The 24,843-nt window shown below is 35.0% G+C and carries 16 protein-coding genes; 1 reads left to right on the top strand and 15 read right to left on the bottom strand.

Going from position 1 to position 24,843, the window contains the following annotated elements; genetic code table 11:
• Positions 1-2: 2 nt before the first annotated feature.
• The 15 genes from K350_RS0112675 to K350_RS0112745 form a co-directional block, all read right to left on the bottom strand.
• Positions 3-638 (bottom strand): hypothetical protein, encoded by a 636-nt coding sequence (locus K350_RS0112675; RefSeq protein WP_028980228.1) that lies wholly within the window; start codon positions 636-638, stop codon positions 3-5.
• Positions 635-1,189 (bottom strand): OmpH/Skp family outer membrane protein, encoded by a 555-nt coding sequence (locus tag K350_RS0112680; protein ID WP_028980229.1) that lies wholly within the window; start codon positions 1,187-1,189, stop codon positions 635-637. Before K350_RS0112680 ends, K350_RS0112675 begins: the two co-directional genes overlap by 4 nt.
• Positions 1,189-4,935, bottom strand: a complete 3,747-nt coding sequence (locus K350_RS0112685; protein ID WP_028980230.1) for a flagellar hook assembly protein FlgD — start codon at positions 4,933-4,935, stop codon at positions 1,189-1,191. The genes K350_RS0112680 and K350_RS0112685 overlap by 1 nt, the downstream gene beginning before the upstream one ends.
• 96 nt (positions 4,936-5,031) lie before the next feature.
• Positions 5,032-9,363: a beta strand repeat-containing protein gene (locus K350_RS0112690; RefSeq protein WP_028980231.1), complete on the bottom strand. Its 4,332-nt coding sequence runs from the start codon at positions 9,361-9,363 to the stop codon at positions 5,032-5,034.
• 97 nt (positions 9,364-9,460) lie between these two features.
• Positions 9,461-13,198: a T9SS type B sorting domain-containing protein gene (locus K350_RS0112695; protein WP_028980232.1), complete on the bottom strand. Its 3,738-nt coding sequence runs from the start codon at positions 13,196-13,198 to the stop codon at positions 9,461-9,463.
• An 841-nt stretch (positions 13,199-14,039) separates the two neighbouring features.
• Positions 14,040-14,249: a hypothetical protein gene (locus tag K350_RS0112700; RefSeq protein ID WP_028980233.1), complete on the bottom strand. Its 210-nt coding sequence runs from the start codon at positions 14,247-14,249 to the stop codon at positions 14,040-14,042.
• A 2-nt stretch (positions 14,250-14,251) separates the two neighbouring features.
• The gene (locus K350_RS0112705) at positions 14,252-14,830 is read right to left on the bottom strand and encodes a hypothetical protein (RefSeq protein WP_028980234.1); all 579 of its coding nucleotides are present in this window, start codon (positions 14,828-14,830) and stop codon (positions 14,252-14,254) included.
• 503 nt (positions 14,831-15,333) lie between these two features.
• Positions 15,334-16,920, bottom strand: a complete 1,587-nt coding sequence (locus K350_RS0112710; protein ID WP_028980235.1) for a DHA2 family efflux MFS transporter permease subunit — start codon at positions 16,918-16,920, stop codon at positions 15,334-15,336.
• 46 nt (positions 16,921-16,966) lie between these two features.
• Positions 16,967-18,115, bottom strand: a complete 1,149-nt coding sequence (locus tag K350_RS0112715) for an HlyD family secretion protein (RefSeq protein WP_245598636.1) — start codon at positions 18,113-18,115, stop codon at positions 16,967-16,969.
• Positions 18,116-18,142: 27 nt separating this feature from the next.
• On the bottom strand, positions 18,143-19,462 hold the full coding sequence (locus K350_RS0112720; protein ID WP_245598638.1) for a TolC family protein: 1,320 nt from the start codon (positions 19,460-19,462) through the stop codon (positions 18,143-18,145).
• A gap of 15 nt (positions 19,463-19,477) precedes the next feature.
• Complete coding sequence (locus K350_RS0112725) at positions 19,478-20,104, bottom strand: TetR/AcrR family transcriptional regulator (RefSeq protein WP_028980238.1); 627 nt, start codon at positions 20,102-20,104, stop codon at positions 19,478-19,480.
• 250 nt (positions 20,105-20,354) lie between these two features.
• On the bottom strand, positions 20,355-20,813 hold the full coding sequence (locus tag K350_RS0112730) for a hypothetical protein (protein ID WP_028980239.1): 459 nt from the start codon (positions 20,811-20,813) through the stop codon (positions 20,355-20,357).
• Positions 20,814-20,825: 12 nt separating this feature from the next.
• Positions 20,826-21,203, bottom strand: coding sequence for an iron chaperone (locus K350_RS0112735; protein WP_028980240.1), 378 nt, complete (start codon positions 21,201-21,203; stop codon positions 20,826-20,828).
• A gap of 12 nt (positions 21,204-21,215) precedes the next feature.
• Positions 21,216-21,674 carry an SRPBCC family protein gene (locus K350_RS0112740; protein WP_028980241.1) on the bottom strand — a complete coding sequence of 153 codons (459 nt, stop codon included), beginning with the start codon at positions 21,672-21,674 and terminating at the stop codon, positions 21,216-21,218.
• Positions 21,675-21,698: 24 nt separating this feature from the next.
• The gene (locus K350_RS0112745) at positions 21,699-21,902 is read right to left on the bottom strand and encodes a 2-hydroxymuconate tautomerase family protein (protein WP_028980242.1); all 204 of its coding nucleotides are present in this window, start codon (positions 21,900-21,902) and stop codon (positions 21,699-21,701) included.
• Between the two features lie 391 nt (positions 21,903-22,293).
• On the opposite strand from K350_RS0112745, the gene K350_RS0112755 reads away from it, so the two are divergent.
• On the top strand, positions 22,294-24,711 hold the full coding sequence (locus tag K350_RS0112755) for a mechanosensitive ion channel family protein (RefSeq protein WP_028980243.1): 2,418 nt from the start codon (positions 22,294-22,296) through the stop codon (positions 24,709-24,711).
• Positions 24,712-24,843 lie beyond the last annotated feature (132 nt).

Genomic DNA, 24,843 nt, shown 5'->3' on the forward strand with positions numbered 1-24,843 from the left:
GTCTAAAAAACAAATTGTGGTATACTTGCTAAATGTTCTTGTTTAAAAAGAAAATGTGTTCGACCTGAATTAAAAAACTCGTCATCAAAAACCAAATCCATCTCTTCACTTTGATCCAAACCTTGCTGACCTTGCTTTTCTGAAAATACTAGATAGAACTCTTTTTTATTTGTTAAATCATAACCATTGATCATTCCGGATAATACAGGCTCATATACTTCCTTGCCTGCAATAAGCTCGACATATTCCTCCAGATTAAAATTCAGATCAAAGACCCTTTCTTTATACTCCCTATAATTACTGACACCTGTCAGCATAAGATCTCCCTTCTTCTCTCCCTCTCGCTCATCCGGAGCTATAGTTATAAGAAATGTCTTACTTTTTGAATATAAATTAACAAGACTATCTTTTGTATTTTCTTCCCGCGACTCCATACGTTTCATCTCTTTATGTGCAAGAAAATCAGGCGGGAGATATTTTACGCTGATCTTAAGACCAGACACATATTTTTCTTTCACAAGCCCATGTTCAGGATTATTGATCCACTTCATGTATTCAGTAAAATTGCTGATCTTACTTTTGCTGCAAGAGATCAACAATGGTAATAAAAGAAAAGGTATATAAAATCTTACTTTCATTTTTGCTCTTCCTTATTTTTATACCAGTCATTAATCCCTTTAAGAAGATCTTCTGTAATATCTTTGGAGTCATTTCCATAGAGGACATTACCTTCCTGTGTCAATCCAAGAATCACATCGTAACCATGATTCTCACCATATTCTTTTATGTAAGAATTGATCTGATTCAAAACAGCCTGGGTCATTTTTTCATCTTCTTCTTTTGCCTTCTCCTCAAGTGATTTGACATAATCCCTTATGCCCTGCTCCTGCTTGCCAAGGTATAATTCCCTTTCTTCTTTTTCTTTTTTGCTTAGGCCGGGAAGATCGTTGGTATACTTACTTACTGCACTTCTGTAGTCTCCCTGAAGTGTATCTATATTGGCCTGCCATTTTTCCATTTTGGATTTATAGATATTCTTGGCTTCCTTCATTCCTTCGAAGTTCTTTACCAGTTCTCCGGAACGGACATAACCGATTTTAGGACTTGTAAATTTGGAGACTCCATAACTAATAATTCCTGAAAGAAAAATTACTAAAGAGAAAATGATGATGTAACTACGCTTATTCATTAATTTTTTAATATTACTTGTCCCTGGTAAATTACGCTGCCATTTATTTTAAGATTGAATCTATAGGTACCACTTGCACACGCACCTCCATTGGTATCCTTCCCATCCCATTGTAAAGAAGTATTTTCAGGATATACCGTAACTCCTGAGGCATTAATCACTTCAAGTTTTGTGTTACTAAAGTTTGGTACTGTTATCTTAAATACATTATTAGGTGCTGGATTAGAAGGCTTAAAGACAAGGCCTCCTTCAAGATTGGTTAAGACGATGAGTTCTGACTCATTTGATGGAGTGCCATCTTTATAAAAAGTAATTGTATTGTTATTTATTGTATAGAGCTTATCTGATAAACTATAGAATGTCCCATTCTTCTTACCTGAAACTTTTGTAAAATTAGATGAAGCATTTGTTTGAAGTTCGAGATTATAGGATGCATTTGTAGTTCCTTCATTTATATCTACCAGGACAGATGTTGAATTTAAATCTGGGTGAATTTTTACAACTCCGTTATTCGTTCCATTATAACCACTTGTAAAGTATGGCACTTTAAACTTCTCTGCCCCTGCCGTTACTTTGTAGGTTGTTGCATTAACATTGTAAGTATTGATAAAAGCTTTAGATCTATAACCTAAGGTAAAATTATAATTGCCTAAGAAATTTGCTGCATTGGAAGTAACTGTTCCGATATCATAGTTTGCTGTAACGTTGTTATTACCTTCGCTTTTCCAGGCGCCTGATACATAGCGGGCAACAGAGATCACATTCGGATTGATTGGTGTGCATGCATCTGCATCCCAGCCGAGGGAGATAGCGTAGGGTGTGTAATTTCCAATTGGTGTTATAGTGTTTACATTCCAATATTCACATTCACTTACATCCATTAGTGGAGAAGTAAAAGTAGAACCGACTGGAGACTCATTAAAATACTCCAGATAAATATCGGACACAATCGTTACCGGATCACTTATCGTTACAGGTCTGTATTTACCGTTTTTACCAACTGGAAAGGTAAAAATACCAGCTCCATACCTTCTAACTTTTCCATCAATATAGCTTTGATTGGAAGCGCCTGAAATACTTACTGGATTATTAATTCTGAAATAAAAATTGGGAGTAGTGATAAAATTCCCTTTAACAAAGGTTATAGGGCAGCCAACATTCAAAATGGTATTTAATGTCACATGGTTATTTTCCTTATCAATCTTAACTCCTCCCCAGAATGAAAGGGTACCAAAATTACTTGATATTACCTGCTGATTACTACCTTTAAAAACTGTAGTTCCTCCCTGATAGCCAAAATAATCCGGACTACCAGATAAAACATTGTACGTTACATTTCCATAATATTCAGAGATACCCTTATTTGACGGAAAAATCGTACCAGTGCTAACATTCTTATTAAACACTACATTCCCATAATAAATATCCCCCGAATTAGAGCCTAAATAAAAATTTCTTCCTCCGGCATTAGTTAATGTATAATCTTTATCGAAAACAGACCCGCCGTAACTTATATTGTCATTGCAACATATGTTATTAGTAACAGTAAATGTAGTGACATTATGAAATTGTGTAAGGCTGTAACTCATATTATTACAAACCACAGTCAGTTTACTTTTAATATCGGATGATCCAATAGAAAATCTGGCACTTGGAAGAGAAAGGTTTATATCAGGATACACTCCCTCTTCCATTTGTTTTAAACTGCTAAGAGAAAGATACCCTGATGGAAAAGATTCTATGTTAATATGAGAATCTGTAGAAAGGTTTACAACCGATGGGGTATAAGTACCAAAAGAGACAAACCCTGAAGATAGATTTGTAATCATTATATCAGCATCAACATTAACTGGACCATTTAATCCTAAATTAAGACTGCCAGACTGAGCATTATACAGTCTTATTAATTTATTAGATTCTCCATCCTTAGGTTTAAAAGTTGATGTGCCGTATTGAGATATATACAGTGAGCCTGCACCTAAATTATTGAAAGTACAATTGCCTTTGAATGTATAGTTACCAGTGTTTACAGATCCAATGCCTATAGTACCTTTATTATTTAGTAAAAAATCTGATTCAAAAACAACGGTACCATTGCTGTTATTAGATGATATTCCAGATTTAGTCAGCTCCACAATCCCATTAAAGGTTCCATTATTAATATATAAATCGGGACTTTCAACAACAATCTTCCCCTTATAAATACCATTTCCGTAAAATATAAATTTACTTGTTCCAGTTAATTTAATTTCCTGGTCTGTAGCATCCTTCTGTATGACGTTACCCAGATATAGTCCCCCCGAAATATAACTATCTTCCGGAACTAATAATTTTACATTATTTTCAAGGTTGATTGTCCCATTGTACCCGATGAAAATATTTCCTGGTGAAGAACTTCTTAATTCTACATCACCATTTAATTCAACAGTTCCAGCATTTCCTAACCTAATATCACCAGCAGTTCCCTTATTTTCAAATTTAGCCAAGCCTGAAAAAGTTGACATACTACCTGGGTAATTTGATACTTCAATGTAACCTTTATTGGAATTGATAAAAGTAGTAGTTCCACGATAAGTATAGTTATTTCCTGAATTTGTGCTTAGATAACATGTACCAGTTCCTTGATTGTCAAAGGTAAAACTTCCATTAAACCTTGCAGTACCTGTAGAGGTTGTATTACCTGAACTTTTACTAATAATGTTAACATCAGAGTTATAAACTCCCCCATCTATCCTTACTACAGATGCTGTGCATGCTAATATGCCATCATAGACAGAATTTACTCCCAGAATTATACCAGCTTCTTCCGACAGACTTAAGGTCTGAGAAGTTGACCCCTCCTGATTAAAATTGGCAAGCATTAAATATCCTTTTGAAAAATTTTGTATAGATATTACTTTACCTGATGCTAATTTTGATAATCCTTTTGCAATTGTAGCAGTCCCAAACCTTATACCAAAAGTACTTGCGGTGTTTTCAAGAATTAGATTACCATCAAAGTAACATATGTCTGTATACGTATCAAATCCTCCACCAGTTGAAGTAATCTTTATTGTTAAATCTTTGACGAATCTTTCTGTCAGGCCTGTTATATTAGTGTTGGCTATTCTAAAAAGACTCGATCCTGCAGATTCAAAAGTAGTTGCTTCTGAATATGTATTTCCTCCTGTATTAGTAGTACCTATTCCTCCATGATGTTTAATCTTTACTAAACCTTTAAAACTATTCCTATAAAGATTAAGTATATTTACATTCAAGTCCAAAAAAGATTCAATCGTAGTTTCAACGCTGGTATATCCTATGGAAACCAAAACTGGAACGGCCTGGCTGCCTGCAGTAATAGTTCCTCCTATACCTAAAACAGAAGTTCCTCCTGCTATGATCAAATTTCCAGAGACATTCAAATTAAACTCATTATTAATCCTTAAACCTCCAGAGTTAACTCTGAATACTCCAACTGTCTGATTTGAATTAAGAACTGGAATATTATTAGATAATACGATGATGACTTCGTCTGTAGGAATAAACGCTACCTTATTATTTACATCAACGGGTACAGTAGACCCGACACTTCCCGACCAGTTTAGCGGATTTTCCCATTCACTGCTAATAGAAGGATTTCTCCATGTAAAAGTACCAGCATTGCAATATCCAGTAAATGCCCAAAAAATACTCGCAAAAATAATTCTTAAAAAAAAGAATGATTGCTTTTTGCATGAATCAGATAGTACCAGAAAATTTAACATTGAACTATAAAAATATCCCTTTAATCAAATTTACTTCATTTTATCAGCAAGAGAAAAACTATACATATATTCTTTTCCACAATCTTACTTCAATTCTTACATCCTTTTAAGAATCAACTGTCCCTGATAAACAACAGTGCCATTTATATTAATATTGAACCTGTAAGTACCATTGACACAGGCATCTCCATTGGTATCCTTTCCATCCCATTGAAGAAGGGTACTTTCAGGATATACAGTAGTTCCTGAAGCATTAATCACTTCAAGTTTGGTATTACTGAAGTTTGGTACTGTTATCTTAAAGACATTATTAGGAGCTGGATTAGAAGGCTTAAAGACAAGGCCTCCTTCAAGATTGGTTAAGACGATGAGTTCAGACTCATTTGATGGGGTACCATCCTTATAAAAGGTAATTGTATTGTTATTTATGGTATAAAGTTTATCTGATAAACTATAGAACGTCCCATTCTTCTTACCTGAAACTTTAGTAAAATTAGATGTACCATTCGTTTCAAGTTTGAGATTATAAGAAGCATTCGTAGTTCCTTCATCTATATCTACCAGGACAGATGTTGAATTTAAATCAGGATGAATTTTTACAACTCCGTTATTGGTTCCGTTAAAACCACTAGTAAAGTATGGGATTTTAAACTTCTCTGCTCCCGCTGTTACTTTATAGATTGCTGAGTTAACGTTGTAAGTGTTTATGAAAGCTTTAGATCTATAGCCTAAGGTAAAATTATAATTGCCTAAGAAATTTGCTACATTGGAAGTAACTGTTCCGATATCATAATTAGCTGTAACGTTGTTATTGCCTTCGCTCTTCCAGGCACCTGATACATAGCGAGCAACAGAGATCACATTCGGATTAATTGGTGTGCATGCATCTGAGTCCCAGCCGAGGGAGATAGCGTAGGGTGTGTAATTTCCGATTGGTGTTATAGTATTTATATTCCAGTATTCACATTCGCTCACATCCATCAAAGGGGAAGTGAATGTTGAGCCAGATGGAGATTCATTGAAATATTCCAGATAAATATCGGAAACAACGGTAACAGGATCACTTATCGTTACAGGTCTGTATTTACCGTTTTTACCGACAGGAAAAGTAAAAACTCCTGCCCCATATCGTCTTATCTTTCCATCAATAAAACTTTGATAAGATGCTCCTGAAATTGTAACAGGATTATTAATTCTGAAGTAAAAATTGGGGGTTGTGACAAAATTTCCTTTAACAAAGGTGATAGGACAACTTGTCTGAAAAATGGTATTTAGAGTCACATGATTAGATTCTTTATCTATTTTAACACCATTCCAAAAAGCAAGGGTACCATAGTTACTTGATACAGTCTGAGAATTGTTTCCTTTAAATACAGTGATACCAGTACCTCCATAGCCAAATATATCCGGAACGCTGCCTGATACGCCAACATCATAAGTAATACTGCCATAATATTCATTCACTCCATTTTTTGATGGAACTATTCCTCCGCTACTATTTTTGTTTAGTATTACATCCCCTCCATATATGTCGCCATTGGTATTGGCTAAAGTGACAGATCCTGTAGAATTGTTTGTAAAAGTTAAACCCAGTTTGAAATTATTACCACCTGTCCATGTATCATTAAAATTACCAGTTTTAATTCCAGTAAACAGCATTTCAAATACTGATCCTGTTACGGATAACCTTGGAGTAAGACAGATAACCTCACCATTAAAAGTACTTTTGTTAAAGCTTACTACAGAAGAGCCCGTCAATTCAAGGTTTTGAAGGGTATTGCCCTTTTGAATGAAGTTATTGAACACTAGAGATCCTGAAGTAAAGGCTGATGCAGATATAATCTTACCTTCCTTCAAAAAAGAAGTTCCTGTACCTCCAAAGCTAACAGCGCCAGAACCGGAATTTTTACATTGAATATTTCCGTCAAAATAATTATTCCCTGACCACGAAACATAAAATCCACCAGAGGAAGTATTTTCATAAGTTACGTTCCCACTATAATAGTCAGCACTTGTATTTCCCATAAGAAAGTATCCTTGTCCTCTATTTATAAATGTTACATCCTTAAATAAATTAGATCCGCCAGAAGCTGTATTAGAATTTCCTGTCTTTTCAAAAGTTGAGACTCCATTGAAAGTACCACCATTCAGCTGAACATGGGATGCCTTCACATTCAAGATTCCATTAAATACAGTTCCTGAATTAAAAGCAGCTACTGTACTTTCACCCAGAATTAAATTTTGAGGAGACTCGCCCATCTGGACGATATTCCTAAAAAATAAGTTTCCATATGAAAATGTATTCTCAGTAGTTGTTATCGTTCCATTAATGGCACTGCCTGTAGCAGAACCTCCAAATGTAATTCCGGCAATGGCATTATTGTATAATTCTACATTTGAATTTATAGTTACAATCCCATTTGTACCTAACGTCAAACTACCTGCAGCCGCATGATTTACCGAAGATATATTGACTGACAATTTTTTATCTGCTGCAGCAAATAAGGTCGAGCTATTAGGGAGGTAACAAATATTAATACTCCCTGTACCTGAAATGAAGAAGCTTGTATTTGCACCAAATGTCATAAGAGGAGCACCGCATCCCAGATTCAAATGAGACTTACCTGTATTTCTGATATAAGAATCACCAACAAAATTAATAGGTTCTAGATTTGTACTGTTCAGATTTGAAGCCGGTTCATCATTTGAGCACATAGTAAAATCTGTAACTTTTTGAAATGTACCTCCCTGGAGGAATAATTTAGGGACTATAACAGTTAGATTGCCTGAAAAATCGCACCCTCTATTCAAATTCAAAATGGCTGAACCACTAGAATTAAAGCTTAAAACTTGTTCAGTACCTCCAAGTTGTTTAAAATTTCTTAAAAGCAATGTCCCATTTGTGAAACCAACATCTCCGACTTTTATTGTTGTTTCTGCTTTTAAATTAACTGTACCATTATTAGCTGAATAAATCGAGGAATTTGTTAGCGAATTCACTTCCACATCAGAGTAAAAATTAGTTATCCCATCATAACTCATAAATATGTAAGCTCCAGAAGCTCCATTAACAAACACTACTTTTGCTTCAGAGGAATTAAAATTTACAATGGAAGTTGCTGTATTAGCCAAGACAATAGAGCCCGTTAATATATTTTCAAATTTAACATCACTCTCAAAATTCACAGTCCCAATATTACCAATGCGGAGAGTACCTAATCCTGAATTTATAAAAGTTACTTTGCCATAATAATGATCTCCATCGAGAGAAAAATTTGAGTTTGATGACGCTCCTGTATAATTAAATTTGGTAACTCCATCATATCGATTACCTCCGGTTGATCCCGTGCCACCTGCAATATTAAATGTAGCCTCTTTTTTAAACCATCCCCCAGATAGAGTAATAGTGGGTGCACTAACAGTTATATCCGATTCAAATATGGTCTGTGGATTTGAATTCAATGGTGTAGATATAAATACTAAAGTTGAAGTTGTTCCGCCCAAAGTAATAATTTGTGGAGTTGTCGTACCTGACTGGATAAAGTTATTCAATGTAAGGGTACCAGCAGTAAAACCTTGAGCAGTAATAGTTTTAGAACTAACCAACTCAGAAGTTGGAGTCTTGGTTACATTATTACCAAAATATATTCCTGAACCAGACGACTTAACAACTATATTTCCATAATACTTGGTATTAAAGTTATAGGAAACATATATTAATCCGGTTGTAGATATTAAAGTTAAATCATTGTTAAACTTATCTTCCCCTAAATCGGATAGTCGCAATCCTGTAGGTCCTGCTGCTTCAAAGGTTGTAACTCCATTAAATTCATTTCCTCCAATTCCATAATTTGCTCCTCCTGTTGTTATTTTAAAATAGGTTGAAGTATTACTTCCAAAGGTACTTTTTTTCAAAATAAGTGCACCGACTATTGCATTAACCGAACAATTTATAGTTGCTCCTGATTCATCACTACCTATCGTTGTCCCTAAAGATGAAGCCTGGTTAATATTCAACTGCCCCTGACCATTAATTGTAGCTCCTCCGGATATACTAACTGTGCTTGTGACATTCAAGGAAAATCCTCCATTTATTGTCAGAATTCCCAAAGTAACTGTAAATGTTCCTATTGTCTGATTGGAATTTAATTCAGGAGCATTATTATTGGTAGAAGTAACAATTGTAATATTATCAGTAGATCTAAAAACAACCTTATTATTTGCATCTACAGGAACTTGTGCATTGATGGGATTTGTTGCATTCCAATTGGCAGGATTTTCCCAGTCCTTATTGACTGAATTAGCCTTCCATGTAAATGAATCAGCATAAGCGCCAGTCCATACAGTTAATAAAAATAAAAGTGTAACAATTCTGAAAGTTAATTTCTTACTATTACAAATAAAACTTAATCTATTTAAATTATACATTGATCTTTAAAAATAATCCTATTAATCAAATTTACTTCATTTCATCAGCACAAGAAAAACTCTTCAAATATTCTTTCCCACTATCTTATTTCTATTCTTACATCCTTTTAAGAATCAACTGTCCCTTATAAGTAACAGTACCGTTTACTTTTATAATAAATCTGTATGTACCATTGACACAGGCTTCTCCATTGGTATCTTTTCCATCCCATTGAAGAGAATTACTTTCTGGATATACCGTAACTCCTGAAGCATTGAGCACTTCAAGCTTTGTATTACTTAAATTTGGTACTGTTATCTTAAATACATTATTAGGTGCTGGATTAGAAGGCATAAAGACAAGGCCTCCTTCAAGATTTGTTAAGATATTGAGTTCAGACTCATTTGATGGAGTCCCATCTTTATAAAAGGTAATTGTATTGTTATTTATGGTATAGAGCTTATCTGATAAACCATAGAATGTCCCATTCTTCTTACCTAAAACTTTAGTAAAATTAGATGAAGCATCTGTTTGAAGTTCGAAATTATAGGAAGCATTCGTACTTCCTTCATTTATATCTACTAGGACAGATGTTGAATTTAAATCAGGATGAATTTTTGCAACTCCATTATTAGTCCCATTATAACCGCTGGTGAAATATGGAAATTTAAACTTCTCTGCTCCTGCCGTTACTTTGTAGGTTGTCGGATTGACATTGTAAGTATTGATAAAGGCTTTAGATCTATAGCCTAATGTAAAATTATAATTGCCTAAAAAATTTAACACATTAGAAGTAACTGAACCAACGTCATAGTTTGCTGTTACATTGTTATTGCCTTCACTCTTCCAGGCTCCTGATACATAACGAGCGACTGAGATTACATTAGGATTGATCGGAGTGCAAGCATCTGCATCCCAGCCGAGGGTTAGGGAGAAAGGATTTCCCACAGTTGTATTGATATTCCAAAATTCGCATTCGCTAATATCCATTAAGGGAGAAGTGAATAAATTACCAATAGGCCCTTGATTGAAATATTCTACATAAATTTCAGTATTTGAGGACCCGCCTGGAGCACTAATTTTAACTGGCCTGTATTTACCGGATTTGCCAACAGGAAATGTAAATGCACTTATACCAAGTCGCCTCACTTTGCCTTCCACAAAGCTTTGATTGGATGCTCCTTCACCAGTCTGATTTGTTCCACTAAAACCAAAGAATGTTGTTGGTACCGTTAAGAAATTCCCTTTTACAAATTCAACAGTTCCCATTACATTCAATGGAATATTTAATGTAACATGATTGGATTCCTTCTCTATCTTAATTCCACCATTAGAAGAGAATGCTAAATTTGTATAATTTCCATTTATAGCCTGAGCATTGCCCCCATTAAAGACTGTTTTGCCTCCTCCATTGCCAAAAAGATCTGGTATTTTTCCCAAAGCAGTATTATAAGTTATATCTCCATGATATTCAGAAATTCCTAAATTGGAGGGATAAATTGCGCCAGAATTAATTTTATTAAGAATGAAGTGACCTTTAAATATATCTCCTGAATTTTCAGCATTTAATCCAAAGGAAAAATTCCTTATAGAATTATTAGTTAGGTTAAAAGTTGATTCAAAAATATTTTTACCCAAGCTGAAGCTTTCATTGGTACTTAGATTTCCTAACATTGTAAAATCAGCTGTATTATGAAATACTGTACTGCTAAAAGTCAGGTGAGAACATGTAACATTAATATTACTATACAATTCACTGCCTCCAATCGCAAATCTAGATCCTGTAAGATTTAGATTAATTTCAGGATAAGATACACCTTGTTGAGTTTGCTTAACATTGGACATCGAAAGAAATCCTGAGTTAAAAGATTCTATGTTAATATGAGAATCGTTAGATAAATTTATAGTAGCTCCGCCTAAAGATATAGTACCAGTAGATAAATTTGCTAATAATAGATCTGCATCAACATTAACAATGCCACTCCATCCCAGATATAGACTCCCTGTTTGTGCATTATATAGTTTTATTAATTTATTTGATTCACCTTCTTTAGGTTTGAAAGTTGATGTACTACCGTATAGAGTTATATATATTGTACCAGTACCTAAATTATTGAATGTACAGTTTCCTTTAAAAGTATAGTTACCAGTATTCACAGATCCAATACCGATAGTCCCCTTGTTATTTAGTAAAAAGTCAGATTCAAAAACAACTGTCCCATTGCTGTTATTTGATGATGTTCCTGATTTTGTTAGTTCAACAACCCCATAAAATGTTCCATTATTAATATTTAAATTGGGACTTTCAACAACAATCTTCCCCCTATAAACTCCATTTCCGTAAAATACAAATGTACTAGTTCCTGTTAATTTAATTTCCTGGTCTGTAACATCCTTCTGTATGACTTTTCCCAGATATAGAACTCCGGAAATAAAACCATCTTCCGGGACTGATAATTTTACACTATTTCCCAAATTGATCGTCCCGAAGTTTCCGATGACAATATTCCCTGAAGATGAACTTCTTAATTCTATATTACCTTTGAAATCAACATCTCCAACATTTCCTAACCTAATACTACCCAAAGCCCCCTTATTTTCAAATTTAGCCAGGCCTGAAAAAGTTGACATGCTACCACTATTATATGAAATTTCAATAGTGCCATTATTTGAATTAATAAAAGTAGCAGTTCCTATAAAAGTATAAATATTGCCCGAATTTGTGCTTAAATTACATGTACCAGTTCCTTGATTATCAAATGTAAAACTTCCATTAAAATATGCAGTACCAATACAGATGGTACCGCTTGAACCTTTATTAATGATGTTAACATCAGAGTTATAATAGCCCCCATCAATTCTTACCACAGATGCTGTGCATGATAATATTCCATCATAAAGGGAATTAACTCCAAGGATTATACCGGCATCACCTGACAAATCTAAGGTCTGAGAAGTTGACCCTACCTGATGAAAATTAGAAAGCCCTAAAAATCCTTTTGAAAAATTTTGTACAGATATTATTTTACCTGATGCCAATTCTGATACACCCTTTGGGGTAGCTGCAGTTCCAAACCTTATGCCGGCGGTACTTACAACATTGTCCAATAATATATTACCGTTAAACTTACAAATGTCTGTATAAGTATCAAATCCTCCTGAACCTGTAACATTTATTATTACATCTTTTGAAAACGTTTCTATCAGACCTGTAATGTTAGAATTTCCTACTCTAAAAAGACTGGTCCCTCCAGATTCAAAAGTAGTTACTTCTGAATAGGTGTTTCCGCCTGTTATTGTACTACCTGTTCCTAAATATTTGACATAAACTGAACTCAGAAAGGTATTTCTATAAAGTGCAACTGAATTTACGTATAAATTCAACTTTGGCTCAATTGAGGAAGCAGTATTGCTTCCTCCAAGTGATACTATTACCGGAATACTCTGACTTCCCGCATTAATTATCCCACCTGTTCCCGTAATTGAAATACCAGCTGCGGCAATAAAATTACCATTGATATTCAGTGCAAAACCACTACTGATAGCTAAACTTCCGGAGTTAACTCTGAAAACTCCAACTGATTGATTTGAATTAAGATTCGGAATATTATTGGATGATACGATAATAACTTCATCAGTAGAAGTAAATACTACCTTGTTATTTCCATTAACAGGTACAGCAGCTCCACTGCTTCCTACCCAGTTTTGAGGGTTCTCCCATTCATAATTAGCTGAAGGATTTCTCCAAGTAAAAGTACCGGCATTACAAAATCCTGTAAAAATCAAGAATATACTCGCGAAAACAATTCTCAAAAAAAAGAATGATCCCTTTTTAAATGGATCAAATTGTACCATAAAATTTAACCTTAAATTAAAACAACATCCCTTTAATCAAATTTAATTCATTTTATCAGCATGAGAAAAACTATCCAAACATTCTTTTCCACAATCTTATTTCAATTCTTACATTCCTTTAAGAATAAAGGTCCCTTGATAAACTGCAATGTCATTTGCTTCTATACTTAAGCTGTCCCCACTCTAACACAACGTCTCCATTAGCACCTATCACATTCAAGGAGAAGACTTTCAAGAAGCGTTAAACGTCAAGCTTAATTTTACCTAAGTTTGTTACTGTCAATTTAATTACATAATTAGAAGAATGAAAGCTAGACACCTCTCTGGGTTTGTTATGATATAAAATTCAGACTCTTTGGGAATGCTTGAAATCAATATACAAGTGATTGTATTATTGTTTATGACATAAAGCTTATTTGATAAATCATAAAAAGTACCATCCTTCTTACCTATGACTTTGAAAAATTAGATGAAGTATCTGTTATAATTTTGAGACTAAAGGCAATGCATCCAGCTCTTCATTTATCCTTAAGCAGTTGTTATTTATTTAAATCCGAATTGATTTTACAACTAGGTGATTGGTTCAAATAAACTACTGGTAAAGATTGAAACCTTAGAGTTCCCTGCTGTTACTTATCAAAAATAATGAAATAAAATAAATTAAGAGTCGGGGATGGTTTTAGCACTCATCCTCTCTAAAACATACCAAATGTAATTTCCTATTCTAAAAGATATCCATCCAATTATTCAATTGTTATTTGCGTTTAGTTAATAGTTGGATCTACGCATATCCACTCAGCCATTCAAAGGCTTAGTCCCTTGAATGGGTCGCTAATATATTTTAAAACACGTCTTCAATCTTCATACAACTCATTTTCGGAACTAAATAATACTTTCCGGCTACTAATTCATAAAACTCAATGCCGATGCAAGTAACCAATCCTATTGTCTCAGGTAATGAAGCCTTCATTTGAAACCTTGCAGTTATAGATATAGCCTCTGTTTCATCTTCAATAGAAATAAGTTCTGAAAATTCTGTATTGCACAACATGTTTAATGATAATTCATCAAATATTTATTCTCCATTTGATCAAACGAATAGTTGGATAATGCTACAACTGTCAATATCAATTTAAAATGAGTCACTCCGGATATTTTTGGTATTCCATTGGAAGCATTAAAAGAAGGAACATTGAACAAAATTTCCTTTCTATCAACTGACGCTTCAATTGAATAATGTACTTTAAATACTTGATTAAAATTTACTCCACTCTTAAACTGAAAGTCTTCAAACAATTGTTTATTGGTTCGTATTTTAACATCACACATTCCAGGCTTTCCTTCACCCGAATGTATTACATCTGCAAACAATTTAGATATACGTGTATAAACCTTCTTATCGGAAACATTGTCCAATACAGAACCAAAAGACTTTCGAAAACAACTCCCCACGTAGGAAGCCACTCCAAACTCTTTGGAATTATTCCTGAAAGCCTTGTAAGCTGAATCTTTTTTTACTCTCTTTTTTGATGGAGCAGATGAATTTCTGACATAGAATTCACCTTTCATTTTGTAATAAATTTTCCCGTCAATGAACCCTGTCATTTTATTCGGGCCTTCTTGTTTAGGCATAGCTGTGAAAAATTAGCGGTTGATAAAAACTTAATCTATAATGAATAGATATATTTGCAATTATAAACAATTAAAAATTAGGTTTCACATTCAGCAATTAAAATTCCACATTAAAAATTTAACGAAATTGAGTCATCTAATTTAAAGAGTTACAACAAATCTTATAAACTATCCATTTGATTACTCGTTTTTTAAACTAAGGTCTAATTCTTCCCGAAAAAGAGTCCCTTTTTCACATTCCTCGCCCAGTAATATCAAGGGTTTCAAACCAGTTCACGTATAGTTCTCGTATAGCTCACATATAATTCACCGTAGTTCTCGCATACATTAACCATATATTAGCTATATATCATCCATATTTTAGCCACCTGTTATTTATTATTAGCTAAATGCTAAGGTAACTGATGCACCTTACTGAAATAACTATATAAAGAAATAGCAAAAAAAGGGCCTGTTCATTTCTGAACAGACCCGATGAAACATAGCACAAACAAACCTAAAAATTAGTGGGCGCTGGACAAGTCCACATTGGCGCCTTTATTTTTTCTTAACAATATCAATACAAAGGGAACACATACAAGGAAAAGAATTCCAAGATAAAGGAAGGCATCCATATAAGATAAAACCATAGCCTGCTTGGTTATTCCGAGGTCCATCAGTTTGTAACCTTTAGCAAGTGCTTCTTCTGTTGAAAAGCCTTTTACTGCAAAACTCTGCTGCATCTGATGAACTCTATCCATCGCACTTCCACCATCTACACTTAAATGAGATACAACATCAGAACGGTGCTGAACACTTTTTCTTACGATAAAAGTATTAATAATTGCAATCCCGAATGATCCACCTAACTGTCTCATCAATCCTGTAAATGCCGCTCCCTGCCCTATCTCCTGACCTTTTAATCCGGATAAAGATAAATTTGTAATTGGCATAAATAACAATGCCAGACCAACTCCTCTCGTTACAAGTGGCCAAAAGAAATCATCACCCGATGTATGCGGAGACAATATCGAAAATGCCCAAAAGCTATAAGTAAAGAACAGGAACATACCTATAGCAACGAGATATTGAGCAGGAAATCCTTTTTTCAGCGTGGCTCCCATAATCGGCATCATGAATGCAGTCGCAAGAGATGCAGGCACCATCAGAAGTCCAGCCTGCGTGGCCGTCCAGCCCAATATTGACTGTGTATATAAAGGAACAATAAATGTTGATCCGAATAAGCCAAAGCCGAGCACAAATGATAGTATGGTTCCTATCCTCAGATTGAAGTTTTTCAATACTTTAAATGAAACGATCGGATTTTTATATACACTTTCTCTCCAGATAAAGAAAAAGAATCCAAATACAGCCAACACACTGCAGATAACGATACTTTCGCTACTAAACCAATCTTCTTCCTGCCCTTTCTCCAACACAAATTGAAGAGAGCCGATTCCGATAGCAAGAAGTATAATTCCCCACCAGTCGATATCCTTTGCTGCTGTCTTCTCCGCATATTTAGGACTCTTTACAAACTGAATGGTCAGTATTGTAGCAATAATTCCAATTGGTATATTGATATAGAAAATATATGGCCATGAATAATGATCCACTATATATCCACCAAGCGGAGGACCTAAAGTAGGACCGACAATTACACCAAGACCGTAAATAGCCTGGGCCATTCCTCTTTCCGCTAATGGAAAGCTTTCTGTAATGATCGTCTGTGAAGTAACAAGCAAAGCACCTCCACCAATACCCTGTAATAAGCGGAATAAAATAAGCTCATTAATAGAAGTTGCATTTCCACAAAGAAAAGAACAAATAGTAAAGAGAATAATTGAAGCTGCAAAGTAGTTTCTTCTTCCAAACTGCTGGGACAGCCAGCTGGTCATAGGCATTACGATTACGTTACCTATAGCATAGGCAGTGATTACCCAGCTGACCTCAGCGGTAGTACAACCAAGGTTTCCTCCCATTTCATTGAGGGCAACATTTACAATGGTTGTATCTATCACTTCCAGAAGAGCGCAAAATATTACGGTAATAGTTATGATAACCCGTCGGGCCCCATACTCCACCAGTGAGTCTGACTCTAATAAGGACATTTAATTAAACTTGAATTTAGTAAACAAAGACTAATGCCTTAAAATATTATTCTTTAAAATGTACTTCGGCAATCACGTTCATACCCGGACGAAGATCTTTCACCATCGGATCATTATTAGAAAGCTCTATTCTTACAGGCACACGCTGCACGACTTTCACAAAGTTACCACTGGCATTATCCGGAGGAAGCAAAGCAAAACGTGAACCTGTAGCCGGAGAGAATGAAGCTACCTTTGCTTCAAACTTGTGATGGGGGAAAGCATCTACCTCTACAGTTACACTTTGTCCGATCTTCATTTTCTCAAGCTGAGTTTCTTTGAAGTTTGCTGTTACCCAGACTTTATCACTTACAACAATATTGCACAATTGCTGTCCTGCCTGCACCAGCTGGCCTGGCTCAAGGTTTATAGCAGATACTTGTCCGTCAGCCTGAGCTACAATTACTGTATAAGAAAGATTCAACAACGCATTATCAAGATCAGCTTCTCTTTGTTTGATTACAGAAGAAGCAACTTTAATCTGTTGCACAGTAGCATTAGATTGAGAAGCTACAGCCTTAGACTGACTTTCTGTTGATCTTTTCTGATCTTCCAATATTTTCAGCTGACGCTCCGCTGTCTGCTTTTCCGCAAGAGCCTGCTCATATTGTACCTCAGTGATAGAATGATCTTTGATCAAATCTGAATAACGGGCAAAGTCTTTCTCAGCTCTCCATAGACGAACCTTTGCAGCTTCTATATTAGCCTCAGCAGTACTGATATTGGATTGAGATGAAACTGTGTTAGCAGCCGCAGCACTTGTATTAGCATGAGCTACAGATAAACTGCTTTTCGCATTATCAAGAGCAGCCTGAGCTTGCATAACCTTAATTTTCATTTCACGATCATCAAGAATAACCAGGGTATCTCCTTTTTTTACAAGCTGGTTATCTTTTATCCTTACAGAAGAGATGTAACCTGCAATACGGGGAATAACCGGACTTATATTTCCGTTTACCTGAGCATCTTCCGTCTCTTCATTGTTTTGACCATGAACATATTTACTAACTCCATAATAGCCTCCAAGAGCGACAAGGACTACAAGGATTATAGCAAAAGTTTTATTTTTCTTTTTAACAGCCACCTGGTCATTGGTGGCATTCTCAACTTTCATTTTTTTCGAAGATTTATTTTCGACAATTTCAGTAGTTTCCATAATGGAATCGGGAGCTATGTTTAAGATTTATTTTTTAGGTTCGTTATTAGCAACACCTGAAGTTTGTAAAAGCCTGCGATATGCCACCGCTGCATCTGCTTTGGAATTAGCATAGTCCAGGTTGGCCAGCAATTGTTGTACAAAAGCATCCAGCAGATCTGTTGTAGTGACCAGGTTATTGCGATATTTATTTTTTGTTATTCTATTGTTTTCAGTTGCCTGTTCTAGCGCCTGAGCATATACTTCAATCTTCTTTTTGCTTAGAACATATCCTTCAAAAGCCTGAGCAACTTCTATTTTCACTCTATCACTCATCAAGTCCTGACTGGCTTTAACCTCAGCCAGACGGATTTTAGCAGACTTCACTTTTGCTCCCGTTTTCCATAGTGAAGCCACATTATAACTTACTCCAAGTCCTGCATTCCATGCATTCGAAATGGTAAACAGATTTGGGATATTAGCTGCGAAATACCCGCCTGTTATTTTTAAAGAAGGGAAATAATCTGCCTTTGCAATTTTAATTCCTGATGATGCTGACTGTTCTCTATATCTAAGAGCTGCAAGATCGTGTCTGTTAGTTAGCGCAACCTGTTCAAAATCAGAAAATGTTCTTGCATCAGTAACTTCCACGAAAGATGTGCTGTCCAGTTGAAGCTGCGTATTTTCATCAAGCCCCAGCATAATGTTCATATTAAGATTTGCAAGTCTCTGATTGCTTTCAGCATCCAGCAGTGCTAGCTGAACATTAGACTGTTGAAGCTGTACTCTCAGGAGATCGTTTCTGGCTATAACACCATTCTTTTCAAGATTTTCAAAATCAGCAGATCTCAGTTCAGCCTGTTTCAGATTTTCTTTTACTATTGAAACAGTTGACTGAGCTTTATATAGATTACTATAGGCTGCAACAGTATTTTGAATAACAGCATCCTTATCATTCTCCGCATCTAGTTTTGTTGCTTCTTCAAGGTACTTGGCTGACTCTATACCATTTTTAGTTCTGAAGCCTGTAAATAAAGGTATTGAGCCATTTACCATTGCATAAGCTGCCTCATTGATATCAGGAGATGCCGTATTGCCCAGAGGACCACCAATGGTGGGTTTTGTCAATCGTAAATAGTTTGCGCTCCCACTCAGATCAGGTAGTCGCCTCTCTCTCGCTTCCACAGTTGAAGCAGTAGCAGCTTCCACCTTTACTTTATTAAGTTTAAGCTGTTTATTATTCTGCAAACACAATTCTACAGCCTCACTTAGAGTAAGAAATTTTGTACTCTGAGCGAAAGATAACTCTGAACTTAGCCCTGCGATAATTAATGCAGCGGCGATCATTCGTTTTTTAAATGGCAGCATTGCTTTCTAAAGTCTTTATTTGTTTTTAAGTATTCCTGTAATAAAAATTTCATTCAGGCTTTTGATGCGTTTTTCAATCAAATCAAAATCGCTTTGTTCAAGCTGATAAGAGTCTTTGTTTTTGATTGTAATGCTTCTCAACCCATTCATCGTTGCGATAAACAAATCAGCATATTCAGAGACATCAATATCCCCAAACTCATTATTGTTTACCCCTTCTCTCAAAATTTCAGAAACCAATGCTACTTCTGATTGGAAAAAATCATTCAGGAGGTTCCCTAACAGAGGTTTTACATTCTCCATGGACATTTTAATTTTACCAAGATTCACATACACATTCAAAAAATATTCATGTCTTTTATCTACATATTGAACAAGCTTATTTTTTGCTGAGTCTTTATTGTCAACAACTTCCTTTTTAATACTGCTAATGAATCCGTCCTGCTCCCTTTTCACAACTGCCTGAAACAAAGCATCCTTATCTGCAAAATAATAGTAAATGGATGCCTTGGACATTCCGACATCCGATGCAATTTCCGCCATGGTCGTCTTCGCAAGTCCATAATAACCAAAGCGTTTCATTGCTGCATCCAGAATTAAATTCACTTTGACATTATCCGTATTTGAAGAAGTTTCGACCATTTGACTTTTTGACTTTTTGACTTTCTGACCTAATAAGTCAAATATACAACTAAATTATTTAGAAAAATACTCCCGACACGGGAATTATTTTTTGGATAATTATAAGAATAGAATGGTAAAATTCTGAAGGAATTCTGAAGTTGTACTAATATTTTAGCAAACTGACATTAATTAAAAGTGACTACTCTGATCTTTTTGTGGGGAAATGAAAAACTCCTTCGGATTAAGTTAAAAGTGAAGTTAAAATGTATTAATTCCTTCTTAGCTGAATATTTACATCCTGCCCCCTAAATAGTAAAAATGAATCATTCTCAATCGAATAAAATTGCGCTCTTTCCAGATACAAGTAAAGCCTATTATCCAAAAGGCTATCAACTTTAAAAATCAAAAAAATATTTCTTTTCAAACTTAATAAAATAGAATCGTTCGAACATCGGAAAATGCCGGCAAAGTTATTTTGGCCAACTCCATCACTTAATATAAATGTATTATCTTTATTAAGAATTAAAGTAAATTTTTCATGCAAGCTACCTTCGGGTACTTTTCCAATAGGAACATCCCCACATCCTGAACTAAGAAATTTTATCCATAGTTTTTCAACTTTCCATTTCCCGATTAACAAATCATTTTCAGATTGACATTCTTCAAAAGGTCTGGAGCAGGATACACAAGCAACAAATATTGCTAAAAACTGAAAAACCTTATCCATCACTTACTGATATTACTTTTTCTTCTTCGCAAGTGCTTTTTCATTATTCTCCGCAACTCTGAATTTAACAATCCTTGTTATCAACCCAATTGGCAATGGCTTATCAATGGGGAATTGTATCGCTCCTTTTGAGGTTTTATAATCTGTCAGTTCATCTGCAAACTCTGCAATCCCAGAGGCTGTAGGATAAAACCCTATATGCTTTTTATAACCTGCATAATAGACCAACATTCCGTTTAATTTAAAAGCAGGCATATTATAACTGATAACCTCTTCTGCTTTGGGAGCAGCTTTGCTAATAGTATGTCTCATTTTCTCAAGTATAGGTCTTATTTCCTGAGGAAATGTACTTATATATTCATCAACTGTTGTGAACTTGTGAGCTTCCATATATTGAAAATTTTATTTCCCATGATTCATAACTTCTGCGGGAAATTTATCTGCAATCAGATTAAGTTTGATATTATGTTCCAGATAAGCCTTAAGTCCGTCCAGTACTGTCGTAAAGCCCCCTGTTGAGTCTTTGATAGCCTCGAGTAATTCATCTCCGGTTTTATCAAAACCAAAGTGTTTAATGGTGACATAAGTAGAACTGTCACTTAGGGTTTTAAAATCAAAATCTACAGTTGTTGCCGGCTCATCCCATTCTATTATGATCTTTTTGGCGGGCACAATCTCTTTAGCTACCACTTTAGTAGACACTCCATACATCTCCCATTTCCATGTTACAGTCTTGCCCACTTCCAGCTTACCACTTCCATGAGTGAACCAGAAATTCTTTGTAATATCCGGATCAATAAAAGCTTCAAATACTTTATCAGCGGGCTTTCTTATGAGCATTTGACATTCGGAACCTTTCATATTCATCTTATCTTAAATCAAATATTATTTCCCTTGCTTTCGTCTCTCTGTGACCTGCTGCCCACCTATTCCCCAGTTATCTGTCGATACTTCATCAATGACAACAACTGTTGTCTCAGGGTTTTTATTAAGAACAATCTTAAGTAACTCTGTGACACCTTCGATTAACTCCGCTTTCTGTTGTGATGTCACATTTTCATTTGTAATTTTTATATTGACGTATGGCATAATGTTTTAATCTAGTAACAATGAATCTATAAAAAGAATATTAATTATTCAAACCTTTTGTTCAGAATAGATATCAGCCTGATAATATTATTATAACTTTCTTATTGCTGTTATCCAGAATAAAATTTTTCAAATACAAATGATCTCGTAATAGAATTGTTTATCAAAGCCATATCAATTCATTTATCAACTTCAAAGAGCTAAATTTTTTCTTTTAAAAAAAGAAGCAAAAACAATAAGTTTCCTAAATTTCTGAATCAAATTAATTTCATTAAAAAACTGAATATAAAAAGCTTTATCCTGTAAATTCACTTTATATCCGATACCTACGTCCGCATCCTTTTGAAATCCCTGCATACTTGTTTACTTTTACTATACAACAAATATGATCATGCAAAGAATTATTTCTTACTCTTTAATTTTAAGTTTCTGTATTTTAATAATAAATCTGTCCATTGGTCAGGATACCTTTAGAACCCATTCGGACACTTTAAAAACTCATCAAGACTCACTCTCTAAAAAGCGGGAAAGAGGATTCCGAAGGAATCGTGATCTGGCTGCTATATTCTCCGACACTGCAAAACTTACAAGTAGTGACTATCAGATGCGCATAGAGAAAAATTATGCTATCCTCTCTATGATTAAAAACAAAAGCGATCTGGGACCTCGTATCAGCAACATTCAGGTAAAACTTGCAGATAGTGATTCTGCACTACTTGTATTGAAAGAAAACATCCTGAATAACAGTCAGGCCCTTGGCCTCAGAAACCTTCAGATGTTTAGGAGCCTGTTAAACGATATACATAAAGATATTGAAAAACAGAGGCATGTCCTTGACAGTGCTGAAGCGACTCTTAGCGGTCTGAAAAATGAGTTGAAGGTGATGATGAAAGATACAGTCATCAGAAGCCTGATGAAAGACTCCGTTAACAGACAGCTTTTTGCTCCACAACTTAAGGACATGCGAGAGGCTTGGCGCTCCGGAACTTCCAAATTAAAGGAAAGTATTACGCTCATCAATTTACTCCAGACACATAATTCTGCCAATGCTGTAACTACAGCTGCATTGCTCGAAAAAGTTAACAACCTGCTGCTTAATTCATTCTCAAGAGTATTCAGCAAGGAATATAATTATCTGTGGGAACCAATACCTCATCGATCACTGGATACATTGAGAAAATCTCATGAGAAGGCACGTAATGGTGAACACAAAGCGCTGAATTATTATTTCAAGGATAGTCTTAATAACAGGCTATTTCTGCTTGTTATCGGATTAATTTTTGGAATATGGCTTTACAGAAATGTATACAGGCTAAAAAAATCAGATGCATTGGATAAGATTCAATATCTTCAGATTGAATATCTATATCCTCACTTCATAGCATCATCCTTTGTAGTCATATTTACGCTTGCTCCTTTTTTTGATCTTGATGCTCCATCTGTGTATATAGAATCCATGCAATTTCTATTGATCCTGACACTTACTTTTATATGCTTTAAAAAATGGCCAAGAAATCTCTTTATTTATTGGCTTGCAATGGTAGTCCTTTACATTTGTTTTTCATTTACACATCATATCCTTCTCCCTGGACTTTTCCAGAGGTTCGGACTTATTTTACTCAATATACTTTCTGTTGTATTCGGATCTTTATTTCTGAGAGGTTTAAAAAATCATTTGCAGCTGCAAGGATTCCTCAGATTTGTGATCATCCTTCACAATGTAATGAATATCCTGGCAATACTATGCAATGTATTCGGTAGATTCTCTCTGGCTCAAATTCTTGGCAACACTGCAATATTCTCCTTTACTCAAGCTATCGGACTCGCTGTATTCAGCAAGATATGTATAGAAGCTATTCTGCTTCAGATCGAAACCAGCAGAATCAAGCAAGGCTTTAAAACTACTTTTGATTTTCAGGCAGTGATAAAAGACTTCCAGGGACTTGTAATGTTCACTGTTATTTTGTTATGGGTAATTGTCTTTACAACTAACCTGAATATTTATAACACTTCCAAAGATGCCGTTGCTATTCTGATGACCAAACAACGTGCTATCGGAAGCGCTAACTTCACTCTCGGAGGAATAGTATTATTTTTCATCATTATCTGGATAGCTCATCTCCTACAGAAATATGTTGGATATTTCTTCGGTGATACAGGCAATGACGATGTTCAGAATAAAAACCAACGTTCAAGAATGCTTATTGCAAGACTTGTTGTGCTTTGTGCAGGATATTTGCTTGCTGTAACAGCTTCAGGACTTCCCGTCGACAAGATAACCATTGTATTAGGAGCTCTTGGTGTTGGTATAGGGCTCGGCTTACAAAATATTGTCACAAATTTTGTATCAGGTATAATACTTATTTTTGACAGGCCACTTCAGGTAGGCGATTCTATAGAAATCGGGGATAAAACCGGTAAAGTCAGAGAAATCGGCATTCGCTCAAGCACACTATTAACGAGTGATGGAGCTGAAGTAATTATACCCAATGGTGACATTTTATCTCAGCACATCACCAACTGGACTTTAAGTAATACTCAACAAAGACTATCTATTTCAGTCTCTGTTAACGGCAATCAGGATATTGAAAATATCTCCAATAACATCAGAACAAGTATATCTTCTTCTTCATATGTAATGGCGAATACTATTCCAGGAATTGAATTTATTGGGCTAAAAAAAGATGTATGTGATTTAAAAATACACTTCTGGTGTAAAGATGTATACAAGGCAGAGGAAGCAAAAAGCAGTATCATATATCATTTATATAAAGAATTTGGAGAAAGTAATATTTCAATAAAGGGATAATAATAGCCCCCTATTCTATCCTATAAATATGCCTTCCCAAAGGTTCGATTATAAAATATGAACTTAGGGAAGGTATTTTTTTATGTGGAAATATTAAAAAAGAATTTATCAGATCAATGGTCATCTTATTAC

Source organism: Sporocytophaga myxococcoides DSM 11118, assembly GCF_000426725.1.
Classification (GTDB): domain Bacteria; phylum Bacteroidota; class Bacteroidia; order Cytophagales; family Cytophagaceae; genus Sporocytophaga; species Sporocytophaga myxococcoides.